Origin of the sequence: Cryobacterium levicorallinum (assembly GCF_004402405.1) — a bacterium.
GTDB classification, from domain to species: Bacteria; Actinomycetota; Actinomycetes; order Actinomycetales; family Microbacteriaceae; genus Cryobacterium; species Cryobacterium levicorallinum.
The window spans coordinates 19,406-43,532 of the sequence record NZ_SOFE01000010.1 but is presented as its reverse complement, the minus strand read 5'-3'; the positions used below and the strand labels follow the sequence as shown (position 1 = coordinate 43,532).

Sequence of the window (24,127 nt, the reverse complement as noted above, 5' to 3'; positions counted from 1 at the left end):
CTCACAGCGCTGCCACGATCCGCGCGAGGAGCGCACTGATCACAGGTTCGGCCAGAGCACCGGCCTCGATAACCTCGCCATGGCTGAGCGGGGTCGACTGAATGCCGGCGGCGAGGTTGGTAATGAGCGAAAGACCCAGCACCTCCATGCCGGCCTGCCGAGCGGCGATGGCCTCAAGCGCGGTCGACATTCCCACGATGTGGCCGCCGATCGCCTTGGCCATCTGTACCTCGGCGGGCGTCTCGTAGTGCGGCCCGCGAAACTGGCAATACACGCCCTCGTCGATGGAAGGGTCGATGCCGCGCGCGACATTGCGCAGCCGCTTCGAGTACAAATCGGTCAGGTCAACGAAGTTTGCGCCCTCGATCGGCGAATCGAAGGTCAGGTTGATGTGGTCGCTGATCAACACCGGAGTTCCAGGCTTCCACGATTCACGGATGCCTCCGGCCCCGTTGGTCAGGATCATCGTCGTCGCTCCGGTGGCCGCTGCCGTGCGCACACTGTGCACGACCCGGCGCACGCCGTGACCCTCGTAGTAGTGCGTGCGGGCGCCGATCACGAGCGCGCGCTTGCCGCCGGGCAGCAGAATCGAGCGCAGGGTGCCAGCGTGGCCGGCCAGCGCGGGGGCGCTGAACCCGGTGATGTCGGCGGCGGCCACGGTGTGCGTGGTCTCGCCGATGAGGTCGGCCGCCTTGGCCCAGCCGCTGCCGAGCGTCAGGGCGATGTCGTGCCGGGGCACTCCCGTGATGCCAGCGATCTCCGCTGCGGCCGACCGAGCTGCCTCAAACGGGTCAGTTTCGGGCAGGTCTAACGGGTTGATCTCGTTCGTAAACATTTCACTACTCTAGAACCCCCGCCAACCAGGCGGAGATTTTGCGCGAATTCTGCTCATCGGCGCGCCGAACCGGCACTCTGGCGACAATACGGCTCGAATTGGGCCGATTTGGCGGACGATCCACGCGCCGCGAACATACCCACGGTTTGGCGGGGGGTGCGCAGGCCACGAGAATGGAGTACATGGCCTATGAGTTCGAACGCAAGCAACGCATCGCAGTATTAGGTGGAGGGCCCGGCGGATACGAAGCGGCCATCGCCGGAGCACAGCAGGGTGCCGATGTCACCCTCATCGAAAGCGTCGGTGTCGGCGGCTCCGCCGTGATAACGGATGTTGTCCCCTCCAAATCCCTCATCGCCACCGCCGAGGCGTCCAACTCCATCGGAGAAGCTACCGACCTCGGTGTGCAGTTCTTCGTACGCGGCGACACCGGCAAGCCCACGCGCCCCGAAGTCGCCATCAACCTGGCCGCAGTGAACAAGCGCCTCCTCGCGCTGGCGCGCCAGCAGTCCGAAGATATGAAGGCCACGCTCATTCGCGCCGGTGTGCGCTACGTGCAGGGCCACGGACGGCTCGACGGCACCACCGGTATCATCGTCGCCACCTCCGGCGACTCGACCGCGACCGACTTCGACCGCATCGACGCCGACACCCTCGTCGTCTCCGTGGGGGCCAGCCCGCGCGTGCTGTCCTCCGCACTTCCCGACGGCGAGCACATTCTCACCTGGACCCAGCTCTACAACCTCAAGGCGATCCCCGAACACCTCATCGTGGTCGGCTCCGGCGTTACCGGCGCCGAGTTCGCCTCCGCCTACCGTGCCCTCGGCGCGAAGGTCACCCTCATCTCCAGCCGCGACCAGGTACTGCCCGGGGAAGACGCCGACGCCGCCAATGTGATTGAGAACGTGTTCAAGCGCAACGGTATGACCGTGCTCTCCAAGTCGCGCGCCGGTTCGGTCAAGCGCACCAAGACCGGTGTCGTCGCTACCCTCGAAGACGGACGCACGGTCGAAGGCAGCCACTGCCTCATCGCCGTCGGGTCGATTCCGAACACCGCGAATATCGGCCTCGAGCAGGCCGGCGTGCAGATCACCGAGTCCGGGCACATTCAGACCAACCGGGTCGCCCGCACCTCCATTCCGAACATCTACGCGGCCGGGGACTGCACGACCGAGCTCCCGCTGGCATCCGTTGCCTCGATGATGGGCCGCACCGCGGTGTTCCACGCCATGGGCGACACCGTCAACCCGATTGAGATTCGCAACGTCGCCGCGAACATCTTCACGCAGCCTGAAATCGCGACGGTCGGCTACACCCAGAAGCAGATCGAAGACGGACTCGCCCAGGGCGATATCTACAAGTTGCCGCTTGCCGTGAACCCGAGGGCCAAAATGATGGGAATCAAGGACGGTTTCGTCAAGATCTTCGCCCGCACCGGCAGCGGAACCGTCATCGGTGGCGTTATCGTCGCCCCCAAGGCGAGCGAGCTCATCTTCCCGCTGGCTCTCGCGGTCGAGCACCGGCTCACGGTCGACGAGGTCGCTCGCACGTTCCCGGTCTACCCCTCGCTCACCGGTTCCATAACGGATGCCGCGCGCGCCATGCACGTCGTCCGGTAGCCCCTAAATCCCCGCGCAGTTCTCGGGGCAGCCCGCGTTCTCGACGCCCTGCCCCTGCTTTTGTGGACGGGGTTGGGGTTCCGAGGTAGGCCGCGAAAACCGGGTCATCCGCTCCTCGCTCAGGCATCGCGGGTGCGTGGGAAGGGTCCGAATGCTTTTCTCGGATCCCTTCCTGAAAACCGGCAATGGTTGAGCTGAGGAGCGGTTGTCTTGTCCCCAACCCCGCCGGCAAAATCATGCGCAAGTCTGGTGTGCTGCCAGCCAATCGACGAGTGTCGAGCGGGCTACGCGGCGTCGGAGACGGTCAGCAGAACCGAACCGGAGGAGACCGTCGTGCCGACGACGGCGGCCAGGTTGCCCACGGTGCCGTCGCGGTGGGCGACGAGCGGCTGCTCCATTTTCATGGCCTCGAGCACGAGCAGCAGGTCGCCCTTGACGACAATGTCGCCCTCGGCGACCAGTAGCTTGACGATGGTCGCCTGCATCGGTGCCTTGATGGCGTCTCCGGTGGCGGTATCGACCGAGTGCAGACCGTCGCGACGCTTGGGGGCCGGGCCCACCGAGCGTGCGCTCGCGCCGCCGGGCAGCAGACGCGTCGGCAGGGTCACCTCGATGCGGCGTCCGTCCACCTCGACGACGATGCTGTGGCGTTTCTGCGGTCCGACGGCGTCTTCCATGCTGCCGGTCCACGGTTCGATGTCGTTGTCGAACTCGGTCTCGATCCAGCGGGTGAAGACGCTGAACGGCTGGCCGTCGGTCGGAGCGAAGGCCGGGTCGCGCACGACCTTGCGGTGAAAGGGCAGCACGGTCGGCAGGCCGGCAACCTCGAACTCGTCGAGGGCGCGGCGCGAACGCTCCAGGGCTTCCTCGCGAGTCGCGCCGGTGACGATGAGCTTGGCAATCAGGGAATCGAAGGAGCCGCTGATCACATCGCCGGACTGCACGCCGGTGTCGACGCGCACGCCGGGGCCGCCGGACGGCTTGAACACGTGGACCGGACCGGGCGCGGGCAGAAAACCGCGGCCGGCATCCTCTCCGTTAATGCGGAATTCAAACGAGTGAGCGGATGCGACGGGGTCGCCATAGGTAAGCTCGCCGCCCTCAGCGAGGCGGAACTGTTCGCGCACGAGGTCGATGCCGGTGACCTCTTCGGAGACGGTGTGTTCGACCTGCAGCCGGGTATTGACCTCGAGGAACGAGACGGTGCCGTCCTGGCCGATGAGAAACTCGCAGGTGCCAGCGCCGAGGTAGCCGACCTCTTTGAGGATGGCCTTGGACGCTCGATACATCTCGGTCGTCTGTGCTTCGGTGAGGAAGGGCGCCGGCGCCTCTTCGACGAGCTTCTGATGCCGGCGCTGCAGCGAGCAGTCGCGGGTCGACACGACGACGACGTTGCCGTACTGGTCGGCCAGGCACTGCGTTTCGACGTGGCGGGGGGAGTCGAGGTACTTCTCGACGAAGCATTCGCCTCGACCGAAAGCCGTGATGGCCTCGCGGGTGGCGGAGTCGAACATCTCGGCGACCTCCTCGCGGGTGCGGGCGACCTTGAGGCCGCGGCCGCCGCCACCGAAGGCGGCCTTGATCGCGACGGGCAGACCGTGCACGTCAACGAAGGCGAGTACCTCGGCGGCGTCGGTGCAGGGGTTCAGGGTGCCGGGCGCCATCGGCGCGTTGACCTTTTCGGCGATCTTGCGGGCGGAAACCTTGTCGCCGAGCTGCTCGATCGCCTCGGGCGACGGCCCGATCCAGATCAGTCCGGCGCCGATCACGGCGCGGGCGAAGTCAGCGTTCTCGGCCAGAAAGCCGTAGCCGGGGTGCACGGCGTCAGCGCCGCTCCGGCGGGCGATCGACAGGATCTTGTCGATGACCAGGTAAGTTTCAGCGCCGCTGGTGCCGTCGAGACCGTACGCCTCGTCGGCGAGACGGGCGTGCAGGGAATCGCGATCCTGGTCGGCGTAGACGGCAACAGAGAGAATTCCACTGTCCTTCGCGGCACGGATGACCCGAACGGCGATCTCGCCTCGGTTGGCGATGAGGACCTTCGTTATGAGTGACACAATCACTTAGCCTATTGGGCCGCACCGCATCCATTTTGGTTCTCTCCCACAAAAAGACCGGCCAGATTCTTGCGGATGCCTACAATGACAGCGCTCCGGGGCGATTCCACAGCGTCGGCCACTCGTGCCCGAGGCCACGCACCAGCCGTCGAAGCGTCGGCAGCGACAGTCCCACCACGGTGGACGGGTCGCCGACAATGCTCGTAATAAAGGGAGCGCCGAGGCTGTCGATCGTGAACGCTCCCGCGACATAGAGCGGTTCGCCGGTCGCGATATAGGCGTCAAGCTCGGCATCGTCGAGGTCGTCGGCGAAGGTCACTTCGGCCACCGCAACCGCACCGACCGCGTCGCTCGGCACTCCGGCTGTCAGCTCGATCAGCCAATGCCCCGAGTACAGCGTTCCGGTGCGCCCGCGCTGGCGCTCCCAGCGTTCCCGCGCCGCTTCGGCGGTATGCGGCTTGCCGTAGATGACCTCGTCCAGCACGAACACCGAATCGCCGCCCAGCAGTAGCCCGTTCAACGGCTCCGCGAGCAGAACGGATGCCGCCGCCTCAGCTTTCGCCCGCGCCAGCAGCAGCACGAGATCCCGCGGCGCGAGCGCGGCTCCGGCGGCAGCCTCGGTCTCGGCGACGACTCGTGCTTCGTCGACGTCAGGGTTGATCAGCACCGGTTCGATGCCGGCCGCCCGGAGCAGGGCCAGCCGGGCCGGAGATGTGGAGGCCAGATAGAGGCGCATGCTTGTCCTTCGCAGTTTCGGTGACTCCATTCAATCAGGCTCGATCGAGCACGAGAGGAAGGGGGGGTGTGGGATCATCAAGGAATGAGCAATTCGAGTCACCAGCCCCAGGCCGCCGCCAGCCTCCCCTCCGAAACGGTCGGCAGCGAGCTCGAGCTTGACATCACCAACATCGCGCACGGCGGAATCTTCATCGCCCGCCACGAGGGTCGCGTCATTTTCGTCAGCGACACCCTGCCCGGTGAACGGGTGCGCGCGCGCCTTACCGAGGCCAACCACAAGAGCTTCTGGCGGGCTGAGACGATCGCCGTGCTCGACGCCGCACCGGAACGTCAGCCGCACATCTGGAGCGCAGCATCCGTTGATCGCGCTCCCGAAGACCGCGCGGGCGGTGCCGAATTCGGGCACATTGAGCTCGGATTTCAGCGCGAACTCAAACGCCAGGTGCTCGCCGACGCGCTCCAGCGCATGGCCGGGATCGACAGCGACGTGGTCGTCGAACCGGTCGCGGTCAGCGCCAAGGCCAGCCCCGGCGACGCGATGGACGGCACCGGATGGCGCACCCGGGTGAGCCTGCACGTGGCCGCCGACGGCACCATCGGCCCGTACGCTGCCCGCAGCCACCGCGTGATCCCGGTCGACGATCTGCCGCTCGCCGAACACGAACTCGAGCTGCGCGCCCCGCTCGACACCCTGTTTCACAACGCCGCGAAGGTTGACCTGGTCGCACCGAGCAAGGGCGATGTGCAGGTGCTCGTCTCGGCCAAGGATTCCAGCGGCAAGCCCAAGCGGGTGCCGCACGGTCTGATTCACGAGGTTGTCGACGGCCGCGAGTTTGAACTCGACCGGTCCGGATTCTGGCAGGTGCACTCCATGGCCGCCGACACGCTTTACCACGCGGTGCAGAACATCATCGACCCCGATCAGTTCGACCCGCGCGCCTCCAACCTCGACCTCTACGGCGGTGTCGGCCTGCTCGCCGCGGCCGTCGGCGACAAGTTCGGCGCGTCGACCCGCATCACCTCGGTCGAAAGCGACCCGGAAGCGGTCGCCTTCGCCGCCCGCAACCTCAAGGAATGGGCGGGCGCCACCGCCGAGGCCGACCGCGTCGACCGCTATCTGCAGCGTCTGCTACGCGAGGCGGATGCCGCGGAGCGCGCCCGCCTCGCCGCCGCCACCGTCGTGCTCGACCCGCCGCGCTCCGGCGCCGGCGCCGCCGTCGTCGATCAGCTGGTGGCCCTGGCACCCCGGCAAATCGTCTACGTGGCCTGCGACCCGGTGGCCCTGGCCCGCGACGTTGCGCTGTTCCAGAAGCAGGGATACCAGCTGCGCACACTCCGAGCCTTCGACCTGTTCCCCAATACCCATCACGTCGAGGCCGTCGCACTGCTCAGCAAATAGCTATCCTTAAGACGAGCCAACGAGAAGGACAGCGACATCGTGAGCCACGCACTACCTGATCCCACCCCAAGCACCCCCGAGCAGTCCGTTCGCGTCGGTATCGTCGACGACCACGAATCGGTGCGACTGGGACTGCAGGCCGCCTGCGAAAACTCCGGCTACGAGGTGCTGTTCGCCGCCGCGACCGCTCAGGCCCTTGTGGACGGCCTCGCCGGACGAGCGTGCGACGTGATCGTGCTCGACCTCTCGCTCGGCGACGGTTCGCTCGTGACCGACAATGTGCACCTCGTCGCGAGCACCGGCTCGGCCGTGCTCGTGCACAGCATCGCCGACCGGGTTGCCTCGGTGCGTGAGGCACTCGCCGCCGGCGCCGCTGGAGTCATCCCCAAGTCCTCGCCGACCACCACAGTCATGGCCGCCGTGGCATCCGTTGCCCGGGGCGACGTGCTCAACAACCTCGAGTGGGCCACCGCGATCGACGCCGACCGCGACTTCGCCAGGGCTCAGCTCGGTCGCCGTGAACGCGACGTTCTGCACTTGTACGCCTCGGGCCTGCCACTGAAGATGGTTGCCCTGCAGCTAGGCATCGCGCACTCCACGGCGCGAGAATACCTGGACCGAATCCGGGTGAAGTACGTCGAGGTCGGCCGCCCAGCGCCGACCAAGGTCGACCTGCTGCGCCGCGCCGTCGAAGACGGAATCCTGCCAGGACTCGACGCCTCCGACGGTGACCGCGGTGTCTAAACGGGCCGCCCGCCCGGGCGCCCTGGTGTCAACCGATACGGCCGCGTTCGGCGCGGTCAATCCGGCCGACTTCCAGGACGACCTGTTCGGACGGCCCCGGCACCCGCGCAATCCGATCAGTCACGCCCAGATCGAGATCGTCCTGTCCCGTTCGGTGGCCGGTGTCGCGGTGGTCTTCGCTCTCCAGACGCTGCCGTTTATGCTCGGACAGCTGGAAAGTCGCAAACCCGGTTCCGCCGTGCCCATCGGGATCGCCCTGGGCCTGTCAATTCTGGTGTTCGTGGTCGCAACGCTGGTTCGGCGCGGCATTCGCACTACGGCCGGCATTATCGCGGCCGTCTACCTCATCGCCCTCATCGTCTGGCCGCTCGTTATGCGCGACCCCACGGTCGTTCTCGACAGCAAACCGTGGCTCTGGTACTTGTGCACCGTCGCGACCTCGTGCGCGGCGATCGCGTTTCCGTTGCTCTGGGCCATCATTTACACGGTCGTCACGCCCGTCGTCTTTGGACTCGTGCGGGTGTTGCCCTCCGGCGGTGAGGCCGAAAACCTGCTCGCCGCCCTCGATACCTGCTACGCCATGCTGCTCGGCGGTGTCGTGCTCATCATCATCTACGTGCTCCGCGACGCGACCGACAAGGTCGACACCGCCCAGTCCAATGCCCTGGCAAAATACGCCGTGGCGGTGCGCCACCACGCGACCGAGATGGAACGCGTCGAGGTCGACTCGATCGTGCACGACAGCGTTCTCGCGACTCTGCTCTCGGCCGCCGGTGTGCGCAATTCCAAGGGAGCCGTGCTGGCCGCGGCGATGGCTCGCAGCGCCATCATCCGCTTGCAGGAGGCCAATGGCGAACGAACCCTCGACGATGCGACGACCGACGTAAGCCGTCTGGTCGACCGCCTTCGTGGCGCCGCCTTGAACACCGGCGCTTTCACCATCACCGAGCGGGGGGTCGACGGCCTGAGCATTCCGGAGTTCGTCGCCGAGGCCCTGTACGCGGCGAGCGTGCAAGCCATGGTCAACAGCGTGCAGCACGCCGGCCCAGCGCAAATGCGTAGCCTGACGATTTGCGGCAACGGTCAAAGCGGATGCCGCATCGAGATCAGCGACACCGGCTGCGGCTTTGATCCGACCAGCGTGGCCAGTGCCCGGCTCGGCGTGCGGGTCTCTATTCGCGACCGGATCGCCAGCGTGGGTGGCGTCGCCGTGGTGAACTCAAGCCCCGGCCGGGGCACGACCGTGGTCATCAGCTGGCCGCGGGTTGAGGTCTCCGCCGACAGCGAAACGGATGGGGGCAGCGACGCGGGGCTTCGAGTGGCGCCCGCATCGGTCGAGTATGCCGTCACCAGTCTCGACACCGACCGGGCGGGTGATCGCTGATGACCAGCGTTGTCAGGGTGTCGCGCACGCTCACCCTCGTCGTAGCGGCTCTGTTCTCGGGCTATCACGTGATTCTCGGGCTGTATTCGATCAAAGAGCCGGCGTCGTCGGTGCCGATCCTGGTCGCCATGGGCCTGTATGTGGGGGCGACAATGGCGAGCCTCTGGCCGAGCAGCCCGATGCGCATGTCGTTGCCGCTGGCGCTGTTCAACGTCGCGGTCAGCGTGGCACTCCCACTGATCGTGGGCAGCCAGCTTGATGGCTCTTCGGGTAATCTCGGCTACGCCACCTGGTACGTCGCCGCCATCGGCACGCTGATGACCATCACTGCCACCCGCAAGCGTCCCCAACTAGCCCTGCTGGGTGTGGCCTTGCTCGTCATCCACAGTGTGATCTGGGCCGGAGTCGGCGAACTCGGGGGACTGGGCGTCATCGGAAGCGTGGTCTGGGTGGTCGCAGCCGCGGTGCTCTCCCGTGCCCTGGTCAAGGCCAGCCGGGACGCCCGCCAGTATGCCCGAGCCGAGCGCGAGGCGAGCGGATGGCACGCAGCCCAGGAGGCTCACCTCTACGAGCGCCAGGTGCGTCTCACTCAGACCATGCGCCTTGCTATGCCGATGCTGCGACGCATCAGCGAGAGCAACGGTGAGCTGACCGCAGAGGAACAGCAGGAATGCCGGTTTCTCGAAGCGGCCATTCGCGATGAGATCCGCGGCCGCCGCCTGCTCAACCACGCGGTGCGGGAACAGGTCATGGCTGCCCGGCGTCGCGGAGCCAGCGTTACGCTCCTCGACGAGGGCGGTATCGACGATCTGGGCGGTGTTGCCCTCGACGACGTGCTGGGCACCATCGCCCTCGCCCTCGAGCAGACGAGCGCCGACAAGATCATTGTGCGTACCGCGGCCGACAACGCGACCGTCGCGGTGACCGTGGTGGGGCTGTCGAGCCCTGACCCGGCGGTGAGTGCCCTCGGGCTGGACTCTGCGGGTGACGATGAGGTCAACCTGTGGCTGGAAATCCCCCGTCAGATCACGCCCTAATCAACCAGCTCCCTGTTCGGGACCCTGGGTACGCGAAAGGGGACCAGCCGAAGCTGGTCCCCAACCGTTTATTCGAGAAAGGACGACAACCCGAATGCCATCCGTTCTCGCCCCCAACACATTCGCTCGCTTACCCTAGTCAGCGAATGATTGGTGGTGAAACTCCAGGAGTTGCACCGAGCAATCCCCAGTCTGCACTAATCTCCAAAGTCTCGCTGTCGGCATTTAGGAGGACAGACGCGAGGTCGATTCTACCCCCGTCTGGGCCCACCTTGTGAACCGATGCCCAATTTCTAAACTGGGCCCGTGGACGGGGCCCCGTCCACGAAGAAGGTGGGGCGCCGGAGGGGGTCAGCCGGCGAAGCCGCGCCAGCGACCGGCGCCGGGGTGCACCGGCTGGCGGATGGCGCGCTGGCCCTGCTGCCAGGCGCTCCGGTGCTGTACGGGAGCCGCCCGACGCTCGTCGGATTCCTCCCGCAACAGCCCACGGATGATGGCGCTCACCGCCGACACCTCGACGTCGCTGACGTGTCCGGTGACGAAAATGAGCTCCGAGGGATCGAACTCTGAGGGCTTGGGCATTAGAGGGGGATGTTTCCGTGCTTCTTCGCGGGCAGGGTGGCCCGCTTGGTACGCAGGGCGCGCAGGGCCTTGACGACCGACACGCGGGTGGCGGCGGGCTCGATGATGCCGTCGAGCTCCCCGCGCTCCGCGGCCAGAAAAGGGCTCGCCACATTGTAGGTGTACTCGTTGGCCAGGCGGGTGCGCACAGCGGCGACGTCTTCGCCGGCCTGCTCGGCCGCCTTGATCTCAGCGCGGTAGAGAATGTTCACGGCGCCTTGGCCGCCCATGACGGCGATCTCCGCGGTCGGCCAAGCCAGGTTGGTGTCGGCACCGAGCTGCTTGGACCCCATCACGATGTACGCGCCGCCGTAGGCCTTGCGCAGAATGACGGTGACCAGCGGCACGGTGGCTTCGGCGTAGGCGTAGAGCAGCTTCGCCCCGCGACGGATGATGCCGGTCCATTCCTGGTCGGTGCCCGGTAGAAAGCCGGGCACGTCGACCAGGGTGAGGATGGGAATGGAGAACGCATCGCAGAACCGCACGAACCGTGAGGCCTTCTCACCGGCCTCGATGTTCAGCGTGCCCGCCATGGCGTTGGGTTGGTTGGCGACGATCCCGATCGACCGGCCCTCGACCCTGGCGAAGCCCACGACGATGTTCGGGGCGTACAACGGCTGCGTCTCGAGAAACTCGCCGCGGTCCACGATGTGCTCGATGACCGTTTTCACGTCGTAGGGCTGGTTGGGGGAGTCGGGGATGATCGTGTTGAGCCGACGGTCAGCATCCGTTGTCTCAAGCTCCACCTCGCTGTCGAACACGGGCAGCTCGGCCAGGTTGTTGTCGGGCAGGTAGCTCAGCAGTGCGCGGGCAAAGTCGAGCGCGTCGGGCTCATCGCTCGCGAGGTAGTGCGATACCCCGGAGACCTTGTTGTGGGTGAGGGCGCCGCCGAGCTCCTCCATGCCGACGTCTTCACCGGTGACGGTTTTGATCACGTCGGGGCCGGTGACGAACATCTGGCTGGTCTTGTCGACCATGATCACGAAGTCGGTCAGCGCCGGAGAGTAGACCGCTCCGCCGGCGGCCGGGCCGCAGATGATCGAGATCTGCGGGATGACGCCCGAGGCTGCCGTGTTGCGGCGAAAGATTTCGCCGTACTTGCCGAGGGCCACAACGCCCTCCTGAATGCGCGCTCCGCCGGAGTCGAGAATGCCGATGATCGGCACCCCGGTCTTCAGGGCAAGGTCCATCACCTTGATGATCTTCTCGCCGGCGACCTCACCGAGCGAACCGCCGAAGATCGTGAAGTCCTGGGAGTACACGGCCACCTGGCGGCCGTGAATCGTGCCGGTGCCGGTGACGACGGCGTCGCCATACGGACGCTTCTTTTCCATGCCGAAGGCCACGGTGCGGTGCCGCACGAACTCGTCGAGCTCCACGAAAGAACCCTGGTCGAGCAGTAGGTCGACGCGCTCGCGGGCGGTCATCTTGCCCTTGGCGTGCTGCTTCTCGATGGCGGTGGCCCCGCTGGCGGTCACAGCCTCGTGATAGCGCAGCTTGAGGTCGGCGAGTTTTCCCGCCGTCGTATACAGGTCGGGTGCCGCGGCGGGCGTCTTATCAGTCACCATTTCACTCTACCGGCACCCCCCGACCGCTCCTCGTTGACGATGTTCTACAACTTTGCCCCGCAACACTGGTTCTTTCCCCCTCCGTCGGGTCCCTTGGACTGCAGAAACCGGACTTCCCCGTGCATAACTCCTGCAATTTCTTCAAAAACTACCCGAAATAGGTGTTTTGAGGCCAGATTCGAGAGAATTGCAGGAGTTATGCACACGAGAGGGTAGGCACGATGGATTTTTCGCTCAGCCGCAACGAGGTGAGCCGGTTCGAGTACCGTGCAGAGGCCTCCTCCACCAACGATGTGCTCAAAGATCTCGCCAGTGCTATTGGTTTATCTGAGGCGGATGCCGCAGCCTGGCCCGACCTCTCGGTGGTCGTCACCGACAACCAGACTCAGGGGCGTGGCCGGCTCGGTCGTGTCTGGTTGGCCCCGACCGGCAAAGCCCTGGCCATCTCCGTACTCATTCGCCCGGAGTTACCGCCGCACAGCCTCGGCTGGTTCCCCCTCCTGGCCGGCGCCGCCATGACCCGGGCCGTGCGCACCATCGTTGAGGCCTGCACGCCGCTGGTGCACGACGTAAATCTTAAAGAGGCCGAGGATCCCCGCCACGACACGACCCTGAAGTGGCCCAACGACGTGCTCATCGACGGCTACAAGGTGTGCGGCATCCTGTGCGAACTCCTGCCCGACGGCAAGGGCATCGTCATCGGCGCCGGCCTCAACCTCTCGCTCGATGAACACAACCTGCCCACCCTCACCTCGACCTCTCTCCTGCTAGTCACCCGCACCGCGCCCGACCCGGACGCAGTACTCGCCGCCTATCTGCACGAGCTCGTCACCCTGTATCGGGCCTTCGTCGAAGCCGACGGTGACGCACAGAAGAGCGGTCTCCACGCGGAAGTGTCGAGACTCTGCGGCACCCTCGGCAGCGTCGTGCGGGTGGAACTGCCCGGCGGAGTCGACCTGGTCGGCACCGCCACCGGCATCGACGCCGAGGGACGGCTCAGAGTCGTCAACCAGGCCGATGGCGAAGAACGGTCTGTCGCCGCCGGCGATGTCACCCACCTGAGGTATTAATAGAAGTAATGAAACCGAAGAAGACAGAGACCAACGAGACCGAACCCTCCGGTTACGCCCGGGAGAGTCGGCCGGAGGAGGTCGTCGCCCGCTTGCGCCCGCACGCCCGGGTGCTGCTCTGGCCTACACTGCTGCTCTTCGCCGTGGCCGGCGCCACCGGTTACTTCGCCGGCAACCTGCCCGAACCCTGGCAGAACGCGGCCCTGCTGCCGGGCGCCATCGTGCTGGCCGTGCTGGGCTGGCTGCTGCCGCTCGCCGCCTGGCTGACCAAGCGCTACACGATTACCTCCCGGCGCATCATCTTTCGCCACGGATTCTTCGTGCGCACCCGGCAAGAACTGCTGCACAGCCGCGGCTACGACGTGAGTGTGCGGCAGAACTGGCTGCAGGCCGGGTTCCACTCGGGCACGGTGCTGATCAATTCGGGGCTGGAGCATCCGCTCATCTTGAAAGACATCCCCAACGTCGACCTGGTGCAGAGCGTGCTGCACGACCTGATGGAGCAGTCGGTGACCGTCATGGGTTCCCGCCGGCAAGAGCAGTCGGCGCACGCCGACGAGTCAGCGTTCTGGGGCCGCCGCTAGCGCAATCGCGCCACTGCGAGTGTCCGCATGGGTAACGGATGCCGACGCGCCGCTGCGACTCGGCGCAAACACCCAGTAGCGGTACAGCGTGAAGCGAAACACCGAGCCCAGAAAAAGACCCACCACATTGCCGGCGATATTGTCGGCGAGAACGCTGGTGTAGCCGAGCACATAGTGGCTGAACCACAGGCATCCGATGCCGATGCCCATACCGACCAGGCTCACCGCGAGAAACTCCAGACCCTCGCGTACCGTATGGTTTTGGCGATTCTTCCTGAAGGTCCAGTGCCGGTTACCGAGCCAGTTCACCAGAATAGCCAGCACGGTCGAGATGATCTTGGCGTAGATGGGGCCGCCGTGCACGTCGGTCGAGTCGAGCACTGTGGTGCGCAGCAGGTTGAAGACAGTGAAGTCCACCACGAAGCCGAGGGCGCCGACGGTGCCGAACTTCAGGCCCTGGCTCAGAAAATTGAGCAGGCGCTGCTTCAGTGTGATCGACATGCGTCCGTCCGCCGTTCGGTAAAGTGGCACTAGGAATGCAGTGAAGTCTCGCAGTCTACGGCGTGCGGAATTCTCCGGGCTGAGTACGAACGTGCGTTTAGCTGAACGCTTGCACAGAAAATGGTGAACAGATGGCTTTGACCGTCGGTGTGATTGGCGCGGGCCAGCTGGCCCGCATGATGATTCCCGCGGCTGTGAACCTCGGCATCGACCTCAAGGTACTTGCCGAAGCCGACGGTATGTCCGCCGACCTGGCCGCCGTCAGCGTCGGCGACTACCGCGACCTGCCCACGGTGCTGGCCTTCGCGAAGACCGTCGACGTGATCACCTTTGACCACGAGCACGTGCCGCAGGAGATTCTGCGCGAGCTCGTCAGCGCCGGCGTCAAAGTACATCCCGGCCCCGACGCGCTGCTGTACGCGCAAGACAAACTGCTCATGCGCGAGAAGCTGGCCGAGCTGGGCTTGCCCGTACCCGATTGGGCGCGCATAACGGATACCGCCGGCCTCGCCGAATTTCTGCAGGCGCACGGCGGCCGCGCCGTTGTGAAGACCGCCCGCGGCGGCTACGACGGCAAGGGCGTGCGCGTCGTCAGCCACGAACACGACGTTGACGACTGGTTTCTGGCGCTCGCCGAAGACGGCAACGGCGGCGCCCTGCTGGTCGAAGAGCTCGTGCACTTCAGCCGGGAACTCGCCCAGGTTGTCGCGCGCCGCCCGAGCGGGGAGATCGCGGTCTGGCCGGTGGTGGAGACCGTGCAGAAAGACGGTGTCTGCGCCGAGGTGATCGCGCCGGCCCCGCAGTCTGCAGGCCGCCTCGCCGACGTCGCCACCGACATCGCGGTGGCCGTGGCCAAGGGAATCGGCGTCACCGGGGTGCTCGCCGTCGAACTGTTTCAGACCACGGATGAGCGCCTCCTCATTAACGAGCTCGCCATGCGTCCGCACAACAGCGGCCACTGGTCGATTGATGGCAGCACGACGAGCCAGTTCGAGCAGCACCTGCGGGCCGTGCTCGACCTGCCGCTCGGGGCGACGGGCGCCCGTGACCCGTGGACGGTCATGGTCAACATCTTCGGCGGGCCCTCGGAAGGCTCGCTCGGCGACCGGTATCAGAGCGCCCTCGCGGAGCATCCGCTGGTGAAAGTGCACAACTACGGGAAGGCGTCACGGCCCGGCCGAAAGGTCGGCCACGTCACCGCGGGCGGCGACGATCTCGACGAAGTTGCCTACCAGGCGCGTGCCACTGCACAAATCTTTCAGTCTTGAGCAATAGGATCATCTGCGTGCCAGACAACATCGAGCCCTCCGCTGTGCCCATAAACGCTGTGCCCATTAACAGTGTGCCCGTGAACTCCAGCGCGCCGCTCGTCGGCCTGGTCATGGGCAGCGACTCCGACTTCACCGTCATGAGTGCCGCCGCGCAGACCCTCAAAGACTTCGGGGTGGCGCACGAGGTGCAGGTCGTCTCTGCGCACCGCACCCCCGAGAAGATGCTCGACTATGGTCGCAACGCGCAGGCCCGTGGCCTCAAGGTGATTATCGCCGGAGCCGGAGGAGCAGCGCACCTGCCCGGTATGCTCGCCGCCATGACCACGCTGCCCGTGGTCGGGGTTCCTGTTCCGCTCGGCCTGCTCGACGGCCTCGACTCGCTGCTGTCGATCGTGCAGATGCCGGCCGGCGTGCCGGTCGCGACCGTGTCGATCGGCGGGGCCAAGAACGCCGCGCTCATCGCGATCAAGATTCTCGCCACGAGCGATGACGCGCTGCGCGTGAAGCTCGAAGACTATTCCGTCGCACTCGCCGACCTGGTCGAGCAGAAGAACCGGGACCTCCAAGAGCGATTATGAGCAGTGTGACTGACCCGATCCGGCACCCGAATTCCGGCTCCACGCGCATCATGACGACGCGTGCGTGGTGGTTGGTCGTACTCAATTTCGTGCTCCCCGGTTCGGCGCAGGTACTCGCCGGCAATCGACGACTCGGCCGGTTCGGCCTTGGCGCCACGCTCATCCTGGTGGCCTCGGCAATCGTCGCCGGGGCTGTCTACCTGTTCTGGCCCGAGGCCGTGCTCACGGTGTTCACGAGCACGATCGGCCTCTGGGCCGCCGCCGCAGTGCTCGCGTTCTACGCGCTCACCTGGCTCGTGCTCACCGTCAACACCCTCAGCCTGATCAACCTGCTGAAAGCCGCGCCCGGCGCCCGCCCGCTGATCGCCGCTTTCTCCGCAGCCCTCATGGTCGTCGTTTGCGGCACGGCTGGCTATGGCGCCTTCGTCGCGACCTCGGCGAGCGGATTCCTCTCCTCCGTCTTCGTCGCCGGTCCGAGTGAACCGCCAGTCAATGGCCGCTACAACATCCTGCTGCTCGGCGGGGATGCCGGCGCTGACCGGGACGGCCTGCGCCCCGACAGCCTCTCCGTGGTCAGCATCGACGCCACGACCGGCCAGGCCACGACCATCAGCCTGCCGCGCAACCTCGAGGACGTGCCGTTCTCGGCCGGTTCCTCGCTCGGCGCGCTGTACCCCGAGGGATACGGATCGATCGACGGATGCGACGTGTCGGCGTGCATGCTTAACTCCATTTTCACCGAAGCCGAGCTCAAACGCCCCGAGTACTACCCGAATGCCGTGGCCGAGGGCAGTTCCCCGGGCATTCAGGCCACCCTCGAGGCCGCGCAGGGCATCACCGGACTCACCATTCAGTACTACGTGCTGATCGACATGCAGGGGTTCTCCGACCTCATCGACGCCCTCGGCGGCGTCGACATCGACGTGCAGAACCGCGTTCCCGTGCACACCGACGAGAGCTTCAGCGAGGTTCTGTTCTGGTTCGAGCCGGGCATGCAGCACATGGACGGCTACCACGCCCTCTGGTTTGCCCGCTCGAGGCACGGCACGAGCGACTACGACCGCATGCAGCGCCAGACCCAGATGCAGGAGGCCCTGCTCGCGCAGGCCAGCCCGGCGAACGTGCTCACCAAGTTTCAGGGCGTCGCCTCCGCCAGCAGTCGCGTCGTGAAGACCGACGTGCCGCAGGGCATGCTCGGCTACTTCGTGAACCTGGCAGCGAAGACCAAGGAACTGCCGGTCGTGTCGGTGCCCCTGATCCCCGAAAACGGTATCGACCCCGAGAACCCCGACTACGCCGTCATCACCGCAATGATCGCTGCAGCCCTGGCACCCGCGCCCACCCCCACCCCGTAGCCCTGAGGCTGCTCCTGCACGCCGTTGTGCGTGCGGAGCCTGCATGCGCGTCCAAACGTTGCGCGCGCGTGGCACGCTGCTAGCACTAGCACCAGCATCCGCTATCCGCTCCTGCAGCTTTCGCTCGCGCGACCGCCCCTACCAATGAGCGCATTGCGAAAGCTGATGCCAACGCGCGCTAAATGACGATCACTTCGGGGCCACCAAGGTCTGACAAGACCTGGAAATCGACGTCCTGGGTGTAGACGGTGAGCGAATGCACGAGTGCCGTGGAGGCAATCCACAGGTCGTTGACGTTAAGCCGACGTTCGCTCTCGCGAAGTTTTTGCCGCAATCGAGCCCAATGCGCGGCCACTGCCTCATCGATATTGAGCACCGTCGCGATTGACACTGTGTCAAGGGTCTGCAGTCGGGCTCCCCGTGTGTCGGCGTCCCGCGCTGCATGTACTCCGGCGTACAGCTCACCGAGCGTCACGGCGCTGACAAACTGCTCTTCTGGCAATCTGTCGAACTGTATTGCACGATTTGTCTCTAGCACCACGAACACGCTGGTGTCAATCAGGCCCCGTGAGGGGTTCACTGGATGGGACCCAGATCGTCCGTTGTCTCGTCGGGTTCCTCGTCGTCGGAGTATTCCGCGATCGGATCGCCGGGACGTCGCACCAGGCGTCGCATATCGGCTTTCGTGAGAAACGCCTGCTTGCCTGAACGGATCGGCACCAGCGTCGCGATTGGAACGCCGTTGCTGGTAATTGTTACTTCTTCACCCTGTCGCGCGCGCTCGATCACATCGGCGGTGTGATTGCGCAATTCTCGAACCGGAACCAAGCTCATGCGCTGAGTGTAGCCGGGAGTCGCACGCTGTAGCAAGCATCGCTCCCGCACGAAAGCGGATGCCTACGAGTGCGTCAACTGGTTCACTCGCTGCGTCGAGAGCCTGAGTAGAGGACGTGGATGCTGTCGGCCCTTTCACTCACCACTGCGCCGAAACGAAAACTTCTTGTGCCCGAAGAAGCTCAGCAGCGTCGTGACCACGAGAATCACCAGTTGGGCGAGCAGCGGCGGCACCCCGGCGACCTCAACCAGCAGCGGCAACGCCGCCGCATTGATGCCGATCGCCACCAGATACACGCTCACGAACCGGACAAAGTCCCGCAGCACGTGGCCACGCACCACAAACACGAATCGTCGGTACAGCACGAAGGCCAGGGAAATGCCAACCACGTACGAGAGAGCGAGGCTCAGCAGATAGCCGAGGTAGACATCCGCGAAGACCCAGAGTGTGAATGCCGAGAAGACCAAGTACCCGACGAGCGTGTTTGTCGCGCCGACCGCGAGAAACCGCACACGCTGGTCCTGTAGAAAGCTCGCCATGGCCTACAGATCCGCGTGCAGCTGCCAGACGCGCTCGGCCGAGTCCCGCCAGCTGAACGCCCGCGAGCGGTCCTGACCGAAGACGCTCATGCGACCCCGCAGCACGCTGTCGCCGAGCACCCGGTTCACCGCGTCGACGAGCCGCGAGGGATATTCCTTCGCGTTCGATCGCTCCACTGCGACGCCGGCGTCTCCGGCCGCTTCGAGCAGTGCCGGGGCGTCGGAGTGCACGACCGGGGTGCCGAGATGGAACGCCTCAATGATCGGCAGGGCGAAGCCTTCTTCCAGGCTCGGATACACAAACACGCTGGCCCGGGCAATAACAACGGCCAGGTCGGAGTCGCTCAGCCCGGAGAGAGCGCGAACGCGCCCCGGCTCGAGCCCGGCTTCATCGGCGACCGAGGCCAGGTCGAGCTCGCCCCAGGTGTCCGGGCCGAGCACGATCAGCGGCAGGTCCGGCGCGCCCAGCAGACCGAGCGCCGTGATCAGCGCAGTGACCGCCTTGCGCGGGTCGAGCGACCCCGAGGTCAGAATATACTGCGACGGCAGGCCCAGCGCCTGTAGGCGCTCTTCCACGAGGGGAAGGGTCGGCAGCACGAGCCCCCGACCCACGGCGCCGCCGATCACGCGCACCCGGTCGCCGAGGTCCATGATCTCGGTCAGCTGGTTCGCCACGGCGTGGCTCGGCACGACAATGGCGTCGGCGTGCTTGCGGGCGCGCTTGAGCATGCTCTTGGTCCAGGCCACGGTTGTCGGCGTCAACGATGACGGATGCGTCCAGGCCAGCACGTCGTGCAGGGTCACCGCAATCTGGGTGCCGTCTACGGCCCGATCGTGGCGGCGCAGCGGGGCCAGTAATCCCGGCGCATGAATCAGGCCAGTGCCCGACGACGCGGTCACGCCAAGCGCCCAGGCCGTGGCCAGCTCGCGGCGGGCCAGCGTCGTCTTGAACAGGTTCGCCAGACCGGGCAGCGCGGCCTCAATGAGTTCATACTGTGCGGGCGGTGAGGACGAGACGATGCCCTCCACCGCGCATTCGGCCGGAGCGGTCGCAATTAGCGCACGCGTGAGTTCCTCGGTGTAACGCCCGACGCCACCCGGAACCGGGGCGACCATCTGGTCGACGACTACCCGCAGAGTGATCATGCTGTCTCGAAGACTCCCGCGGCGAAAGCTTCGGCCTGGGCCGACTGCCAGCTGCGCATCGGCTCAAGCCCGGCGGCCGCCCAGTTGGCGTGGCCGAGCACGGAGTACGCGGGCCTGGGCGCCGGCAGTACAAACGCCGAGCTGTCGGTCGGCAGCACGCGTTCCGGGTCAAGTCCGGCCAAAGCGAACACGTCGCGGGCCTGGTCGAACTTCGACGCCACCCCGGAGTTCGTGCCGTGGTAGATGCCGGCGGGCGCGTCGGAGTCGAGCAGCAACACGATCTGCGCGGCGAGGTCGACCGTCCAGGTGGGCTGTCCGACCTGGTCGTTGACGACGTTCAACGTGTCGCGCGTGCCAGCGGCCTTGAGCATGGTCTTGGCGAAGTTCGGGCCGTTCTTGCCGTACAGCCAGGCCGTGCGCACGATGTAGCTGCGGGCGCCGTTCTCGGCGAGCACGAAGTCTTCACCGGCGGCCTTGGTGCGACCATAGGCTGAGATCGGGCTGTGCGGCGTGTTCTCAGCGTAGGGCGTGGTCGCACTGCCGTCGAAGACGTAGTCCGTCGAGAGCTGCACGAGCTTCGCCCGCAAAGCGGATGCTGCCAGCGCGAGATTGCGCGGCCCCACCGCGTTCACGGCGTAGGCCGCGTCTTCGTTTGTTTCGGCGTCGTCGACCTTGGTGTACGCGGCGCAATTGATAATGACGTCGTGCCCGGCGACTGCGGCCGTGACCGCGTTGAGGTCGGTCACATCGAGGTCGCTCCGGCCGAGCGCCGTCACCTCGCGACCGGCCAACGCCGTCTGCAGGTCGCGCCCCAGCATGCCGGTGGCCCCGGTGATCAGATAACGGGTCATGCTAGTTCAGCGCCGCCCGAGCCTTGAGCGGTTCCCACCACTGGCGGTTGTCGCGGTACCACTGCACCACGTCGGCCAGGCCCTCTTCGAACGGAACCTCGGGCGCGTAGCCCAGTTCGGCCTGAATCTTGCTGATGTCGACCGAGTAGCGCAGGTCGTGTCCGAGACGGTCGGCGACGCGGTCGACGTACGACCAGTCCTTGCCGGTCGAGTCGAGCAGCAGCTGGGTGAGCTCCTTGTTGGTGAGTTCGGTGCCGCCGCCGATGTTGTAGATTTCGCCGGCGCGACCGCCGACGAGCACCATGGCGATGGCGCGAGTGTGGTCATCCACGTGCAGCCAGTCACGAATGTTGTTGCCCTCGCCGTAAAGCGGAACGTGCAGGTCGTCGATCAGGTTGCTGACGAACAGCGGAATGACCTTTTCGGGGAAGTGGTACGGGCCGTAGTTGTTCGAGCAGCGCGTGATCGAAACGTTCAGGCCGTGCGTGCGGTGGTAGCTGCGGGCGAGCAGGTCACTGCCCGCCTTCGACGCTGAGTAGGGGGAGTTGGGCTCCAGCGCCCGCTCCTCGTTCCAGGAGCCTTCGGCAATGGAGCCGTAGACCTCGTCGGTGGAGACGTGCACGAACCGGGCCAGCTTGTGGCGGAGAGCCGCGTCGAGCAGCTGCTGGGTGCCCAGCACGTTGGTCTCGACGAAGATGGTCGAGTCCATCACGGAGCGGTCCACGTGGCTTTCGGCGGCGAAGTGCACGACCGCATCGAGCCCGGGAAAGAGTGTGTCGAGCAGCTTGCCGTCGCGAATGTCGCCGTGCACGAAGGAGTAACGGGGCGAGTCGGCGATCGGGGCGAGATTTTCGAGGTTGCCCGAGTAAGTCAGTGCGTCGAGCACGACAACTTCGGCGCCTTCGAGGCCCGGGTACTTGTCTTCAATCGTGCGTCGAACAAAGTTGGAGCCGATAAAACCGGCGCCGCCGGTGACGAGGATCTTCATATAGGAGTAACCGTTCCGTTCGCTTCAATGGCCTCCGCGATTCTACCGGACCCCGATTGGTAGACTGCCGACCGTGCAGATTCGCGAACTCTCTATCCCCGATTCATTTGAAATCACCCCGAAGCAGTTTGGTGACGACCGGGGAGTGTTCCTCGAGTGGTATCGATTCGACAAGCTCGAAGAGAAGGTCGGGCACAGACTCGACCTCGCCCAAGCGAACACTTCCGTGTCCAAGCGCGGTTCGGTGCGCGGCATTCACTTCGCGGATGTGCCGCCGAGCCAGGCAAAGTACGTCACTGCGGTGCACGGTGCCGTTCTGGACTACATCATCGATATTCGGGTCGGGTCGCCCACGTACGGGCAGTGGGACAGCGTCTTGCTTGACGACGCCGATCGTCGCGCGGTCTATATTGCTGAAGGACTCGGGCACTGCTTCGTGGCATTGACCGACAACGCCACCGTGAGCTATCTCGTGAACAGCACCTTCAGCCCGGGCCGCGAACACGGCATCAGCCCGCTCGACGAAGAGGTCGGCCTGGTCTTTCCGCCTGAAGCCGGGGAACTGCTGCTGTCTCCCAAAGACACGGATGCCCCCACTCTCGCAGCAGCCGCTGCCGCCGGCCTGCTCCCCACCTGGGACGCCGCCCGTGCCTACTACGCCACCTTGAACGACAGGAACTAACGCTCATGCGCGGAATCATCCTCGCCGGCGGCTCAGGCACGCGCCTGTGGCCGATCACCAAAGGCATCTCCAAGCAGCTCATGCCCATTTGGGACAAGCCGATGATCTACTACCCCCTGTCGACGCTCATGATGGCGGACATCAAAGAGATCCTGATCATCACCACCCCGGAGTACAACCAGCAGTTTCGGGCGCTCCTCGGGGACGGATCTGATTTAGGCATCCGCATCGAATATGCCGTGCAGCCTTCGCCGGACGGCCTCGCCCAGGCATTCATCATCGGCGAAGAGTTCATCGGCGATCACAGTGTTGCGCTGGTCCTCGGCGACAATATCTTCCACGGCGCAGGCCTGGGGGCGTCCTTGCGTGGAAATGCTGAGATCGAGGGCGCGCGTATTTTCGCGTACCACGTCAGTAACCCCACGGCCTATGGTGTCGTCGAGTTCGATGAGTCGGGCACCGTGGTGTCGATTGAAGAGAAGCCGACGAAGCCTAAAAGTAACTACGCCGTTCCTGGTCTCTACTTCTACGATAATTCCGTTGTCGCAATCGCCAAGACGATCGAACCGAGCGCCCGCGGAGAGCTGGAAATCAGCACCATCAATGAGCACTACCTCAAACAGGGCAAATTGCAGGTGCAGGTGCTCGACCGGGGCACCGCCTGGCTCGATACCGGAACTTTCGAGTCCATGATGCAGGCATCAGAGTATGTGCGCGTCATCGAAGACCGCCAGGGGTTCAAGATCGGCTGCATCGAGGAGATTGCCTGGCGGGCCGGTTGGATCGGCGACGCCCAACTGGCCGCGCTTGCCGCCCCCTTGGTTAAAAGCGGGTATGGAAAATACCTCCATTCCATCGCCCAGGTGAATTAGGATACCCGGCGACGCCCGCCTGGCCGTTGGGAAGCCAGCTTCTTGAACCTTCGCTGTACCCCCCAGATTGTGACCCGCCCCATGGCCTCCAGAACGATGCTGCGGCTCATCTTTGACTCGCCGATCTCCCGTTCTCGAAATTCAATGGGGATTTCAACAATCGGGCCGGCCGCATCGAAGACCCGCAAAGTCAGATCGATCTGAAAGCAGTAGCCCTTCGAATCAACGCTCTGCAGATCCATCGACCGCAGGGCCGTGGCGGAATAGATTCGATACCCGGCGGTGGCGTCGCTGACCGGGAGCCCGAGCATCAGCCGGGCGTAGGTGTTGCCGCCTCGACTCAGAAATTCACGGCTCTTCGGCCAGTTGACCACGCTCCCGCCGGGCACCCATCGAGAACCGATGGCAACCCAGGGGCGTATTCCCGGACGGTCGAACGCCGCGATGAGTTCGGGCAGGGCATCGGCCGGGTGTGAGCCGTCAGCGTCGAATTCACCGATCAGTTCGTAGCCATGATTGAGTGCCCAATCGAATCCCGCCAGGTAGGCCCCCCCCAAACCGGCTTTCTCCGCACGATGAAGCACAAAAATCCGGGTGTCTACTTCCACGAGGCGGTCAGCGATTTCACCCGTTCCGTCGGGACTCTGGTCATCGACAATGAGGATGTGCGCGTCAGGAACGGCGGCGTGCACCCGGTGCACTGTCGCTGCCACGTTCCCGGCCTCGTTGTACGTCGGGATGATGATCAGCGTTGCGGGGGTGAGTTCTGGCACGGGTTCTTTCGGTTACTTCTTGAGACTGGAGAATTGCGTGGGTCCATGAGTAGACGCTTCGGCGTCCCTTCACCTGATCC

The 24,127-nt window shown here is 65.3% G+C and carries 25 protein-coding genes; 12 read left to right on the top strand and 13 right to left on the bottom strand.

Annotation, left to right across the window (positions count from 1 at the left end; all coding sequences use genetic code 11):
- Window position 1 precedes the first annotated feature (1 nt).
- Window positions 2–835 (bottom strand): purine-nucleoside phosphorylase, encoded by an 834-nt coding sequence (locus E3O11_RS05275; protein ID WP_092452326.1) that lies wholly within the window; start codon window positions 833–835, stop codon window positions 2–4.
- A gap of 182 nt (window positions 836–1,017) precedes the next feature.
- Here E3O11_RS05275 and E3O11_RS05270 point away from each other — a divergent pair, with 182 nt between their 5' ends.
- Window positions 1,018–2,454: an NAD(P)H-quinone dehydrogenase gene (locus E3O11_RS05270; protein WP_092452323.1), complete on the top strand. Its 1,437-nt coding sequence runs from the start codon at window positions 1,018–1,020 to the stop codon at window positions 2,452–2,454.
- 284 nt (window positions 2,455–2,738) lie between these two features.
- Here the strand turns inward: E3O11_RS05270 and E3O11_RS05265 are convergent, their stop codons facing one another.
- Window positions 2,739–4,511, bottom strand: coding sequence for an acetyl/propionyl/methylcrotonyl-CoA carboxylase subunit alpha (locus E3O11_RS05265; RefSeq protein WP_092452381.1), 1,773 nt, complete (start codon window positions 4,509–4,511; stop codon window positions 2,739–2,741).
- Between the two features lie 79 nt (window positions 4,512–4,590).
- Entirely contained in the window at window positions 4,591–5,247 is a 657-nt protein-coding gene (locus E3O11_RS05260) for a Maf family protein (protein ID WP_092452320.1), read from the bottom strand.
- An 84-nt stretch (window positions 5,248–5,331) separates the two neighbouring features.
- Between E3O11_RS05260 and E3O11_RS05255 the strand changes: the two genes are divergently transcribed.
- From E3O11_RS05255 to E3O11_RS05240, 4 genes are read left to right on the top strand one after another with little or no spacing between them, the layout of a single operon-like run.
- Window positions 5,332–6,648: a class I SAM-dependent RNA methyltransferase gene (locus E3O11_RS05255; RefSeq protein WP_092452317.1), complete on the top strand. Its 1,317-nt coding sequence runs from the start codon at window positions 5,332–5,334 to the stop codon at window positions 6,646–6,648.
- A 39-nt stretch (window positions 6,649–6,687) separates the two neighbouring features.
- Complete coding sequence (locus tag E3O11_RS05250; protein WP_104131962.1) at window positions 6,688–7,392, top strand: response regulator transcription factor; 705 nt, start codon at window positions 6,688–6,690, stop codon at window positions 7,390–7,392.
- Window positions 7,385–8,776 carry a sensor histidine kinase gene (locus tag E3O11_RS05245; protein ID WP_134495427.1) on the top strand — a complete coding sequence of 464 codons (1,392 nt, stop codon included), beginning with the start codon at window positions 7,385–7,387 and terminating at the stop codon, window positions 8,774–8,776. Before E3O11_RS05250 ends, E3O11_RS05245 begins: the two co-directional genes overlap by 8 nt.
- Complete coding sequence (locus E3O11_RS05240) at window positions 8,776–9,813, top strand: hypothetical protein (RefSeq protein WP_092452309.1); 1,038 nt, start codon at window positions 8,776–8,778, stop codon at window positions 9,811–9,813. Before E3O11_RS05245 ends, E3O11_RS05240 begins: the two co-directional genes overlap by 1 nt.
- 351 nt (window positions 9,814–10,164) lie before the next feature.
- On the opposite strand, the gene E3O11_RS05235 is transcribed toward E3O11_RS05240, so the two are convergent.
- On the bottom strand, window positions 10,165–10,395 hold the full coding sequence (locus E3O11_RS05235) for an acyl-CoA carboxylase subunit epsilon (protein WP_092452307.1): 231 nt from the start codon (window positions 10,393–10,395) through the stop codon (window positions 10,165–10,167).
- Window positions 10,395–12,002, bottom strand: coding sequence for an acyl-CoA carboxylase subunit beta (locus E3O11_RS05230; RefSeq protein ID WP_092452304.1), 1,608 nt, complete (start codon window positions 12,000–12,002; stop codon window positions 10,395–10,397). The genes E3O11_RS05235 and E3O11_RS05230 overlap by 1 nt, the downstream gene beginning before the upstream one ends.
- Before the next feature lie 221 nt (window positions 12,003–12,223).
- Here E3O11_RS05230 and E3O11_RS05225 point away from each other — a divergent pair, with 221 nt between their 5' ends.
- Window positions 12,224–13,072 (top strand): biotin--[acetyl-CoA-carboxylase] ligase, encoded by an 849-nt coding sequence (locus E3O11_RS05225; RefSeq protein WP_092452301.1) that lies wholly within the window; start codon window positions 12,224–12,226, stop codon window positions 13,070–13,072.
- Between the two features lie 8 nt (window positions 13,073–13,080).
- Window positions 13,081–13,656: a PH domain-containing protein gene (locus E3O11_RS05220; RefSeq protein ID WP_092452299.1), complete on the top strand. Its 576-nt coding sequence runs from the start codon at window positions 13,081–13,083 to the stop codon at window positions 13,654–13,656.
- Here the strand turns inward: E3O11_RS05220 and E3O11_RS05215 are convergent.
- Window positions 13,633–14,157, bottom strand: coding sequence for a GtrA family protein (locus tag E3O11_RS05215; RefSeq protein WP_092452297.1), 525 nt, complete (start codon window positions 14,155–14,157; stop codon window positions 13,633–13,635). The two genes, E3O11_RS05220 and E3O11_RS05215, sit on opposite strands and share 24 nt — an antisense overlap.
- A 131-nt stretch (window positions 14,158–14,288) precedes the next feature.
- Between E3O11_RS05215 and E3O11_RS05210 the strand changes: the two genes are divergently transcribed.
- From E3O11_RS05210 to E3O11_RS05200, 3 genes are all read left to right on the top strand, one after another.
- The gene (locus tag E3O11_RS05210; RefSeq protein ID WP_092452294.1) at window positions 14,289–15,425 is read left to right on the top strand and encodes a 5-(carboxyamino)imidazole ribonucleotide synthase; all 1,137 of its coding nucleotides are present in this window, start codon (window positions 14,289–14,291) and stop codon (window positions 15,423–15,425) included.
- Window positions 15,426–15,538: 113 nt separating this feature from the next.
- Window positions 15,539–16,006, top strand: a complete 468-nt coding sequence (gene purE, locus E3O11_RS05205) for a 5-(carboxyamino)imidazole ribonucleotide mutase (protein ID WP_092452378.1) — start codon at window positions 15,539–15,541, stop codon at window positions 16,004–16,006.
- Entirely contained in the window at window positions 16,003–17,361 is a 1,359-nt protein-coding gene (locus E3O11_RS05200) for an LCP family protein (protein WP_241994654.1), read from the top strand. Before purE ends, E3O11_RS05200 begins: the two co-directional genes overlap by 4 nt.
- A 178-nt stretch (window positions 17,362–17,539) precedes the next feature.
- On the opposite strand, the gene E3O11_RS05195 is transcribed toward E3O11_RS05200, so the two are convergent.
- From E3O11_RS05195 to rfbB, 6 genes are all read right to left on the bottom strand, one after another.
- The gene (locus E3O11_RS05195) at window positions 17,540–17,941 is read right to left on the bottom strand and encodes a type II toxin-antitoxin system VapC family toxin (RefSeq protein ID WP_211477687.1); all 402 of its coding nucleotides are present in this window, start codon (window positions 17,939–17,941) and stop codon (window positions 17,540–17,542) included.
- Entirely contained in the window at window positions 17,938–18,195 is a 258-nt protein-coding gene (locus E3O11_RS05190) for a type II toxin-antitoxin system Phd/YefM family antitoxin (protein ID WP_092452288.1), read from the bottom strand. The genes E3O11_RS05195 and E3O11_RS05190 overlap by 4 nt, the downstream gene beginning before the upstream one ends.
- Before the next feature lie 135 nt (window positions 18,196–18,330).
- Window positions 18,331–18,735, bottom strand: coding sequence for a GtrA family protein (locus tag E3O11_RS05185; protein ID WP_092452285.1), 405 nt, complete (start codon window positions 18,733–18,735; stop codon window positions 18,331–18,333).
- Window positions 18,736–18,738: 3 nt separating this feature from the next.
- Window positions 18,739–19,881 (bottom strand): glycosyltransferase family 4 protein, encoded by a 1,143-nt coding sequence (locus E3O11_RS05180; protein WP_092452282.1) that lies wholly within the window; start codon window positions 19,879–19,881, stop codon window positions 18,739–18,741.
- The gene (gene rfbD / locus E3O11_RS05175; protein ID WP_092452279.1) at window positions 19,878–20,732 is read right to left on the bottom strand and encodes a dTDP-4-dehydrorhamnose reductase; all 855 of its coding nucleotides are present in this window, start codon (window positions 20,730–20,732) and stop codon (window positions 19,878–19,880) included. Before rfbD ends, E3O11_RS05180 begins: the two co-directional genes overlap by 4 nt.
- 1 nt (window position 20,733) lies before the next feature.
- A complete protein-coding gene (gene rfbB, locus E3O11_RS05170; RefSeq protein ID WP_092452278.1) occupies window positions 20,734–21,720 on the bottom strand; it encodes a dTDP-glucose 4,6-dehydratase in 987 nt (328 codons plus the stop codon).
- 73 nt (window positions 21,721–21,793) lie between these two features.
- Between rfbB and E3O11_RS05165 the strand changes: the two genes are divergently transcribed.
- Both E3O11_RS05165 and rfbA read left to right on the top strand, forming a co-directional pair.
- Window positions 21,794–22,402 carry a dTDP-4-dehydrorhamnose 3,5-epimerase family protein gene (locus E3O11_RS05165; RefSeq protein ID WP_092452275.1) on the top strand — a complete coding sequence of 203 codons (609 nt, stop codon included), beginning with the start codon at window positions 21,794–21,796 and terminating at the stop codon, window positions 22,400–22,402.
- A gap of 5 nt (window positions 22,403–22,407) precedes the next feature.
- The gene (gene rfbA / locus E3O11_RS05160) at window positions 22,408–23,274 is read left to right on the top strand and encodes a glucose-1-phosphate thymidylyltransferase RfbA (protein WP_092452273.1); all 867 of its coding nucleotides are present in this window, start codon (window positions 22,408–22,410) and stop codon (window positions 23,272–23,274) included.
- Here the strand turns inward: rfbA and E3O11_RS05155 are convergent.
- Window positions 23,271–24,047, bottom strand: a complete 777-nt coding sequence (locus E3O11_RS05155) for a polyprenol monophosphomannose synthase (protein ID WP_241994652.1) — start codon at window positions 24,045–24,047, stop codon at window positions 23,271–23,273. The genes rfbA and E3O11_RS05155 overlap by 4 nt on opposite strands.
- Window positions 24,048–24,127: the final 80 nt, after the last annotated feature.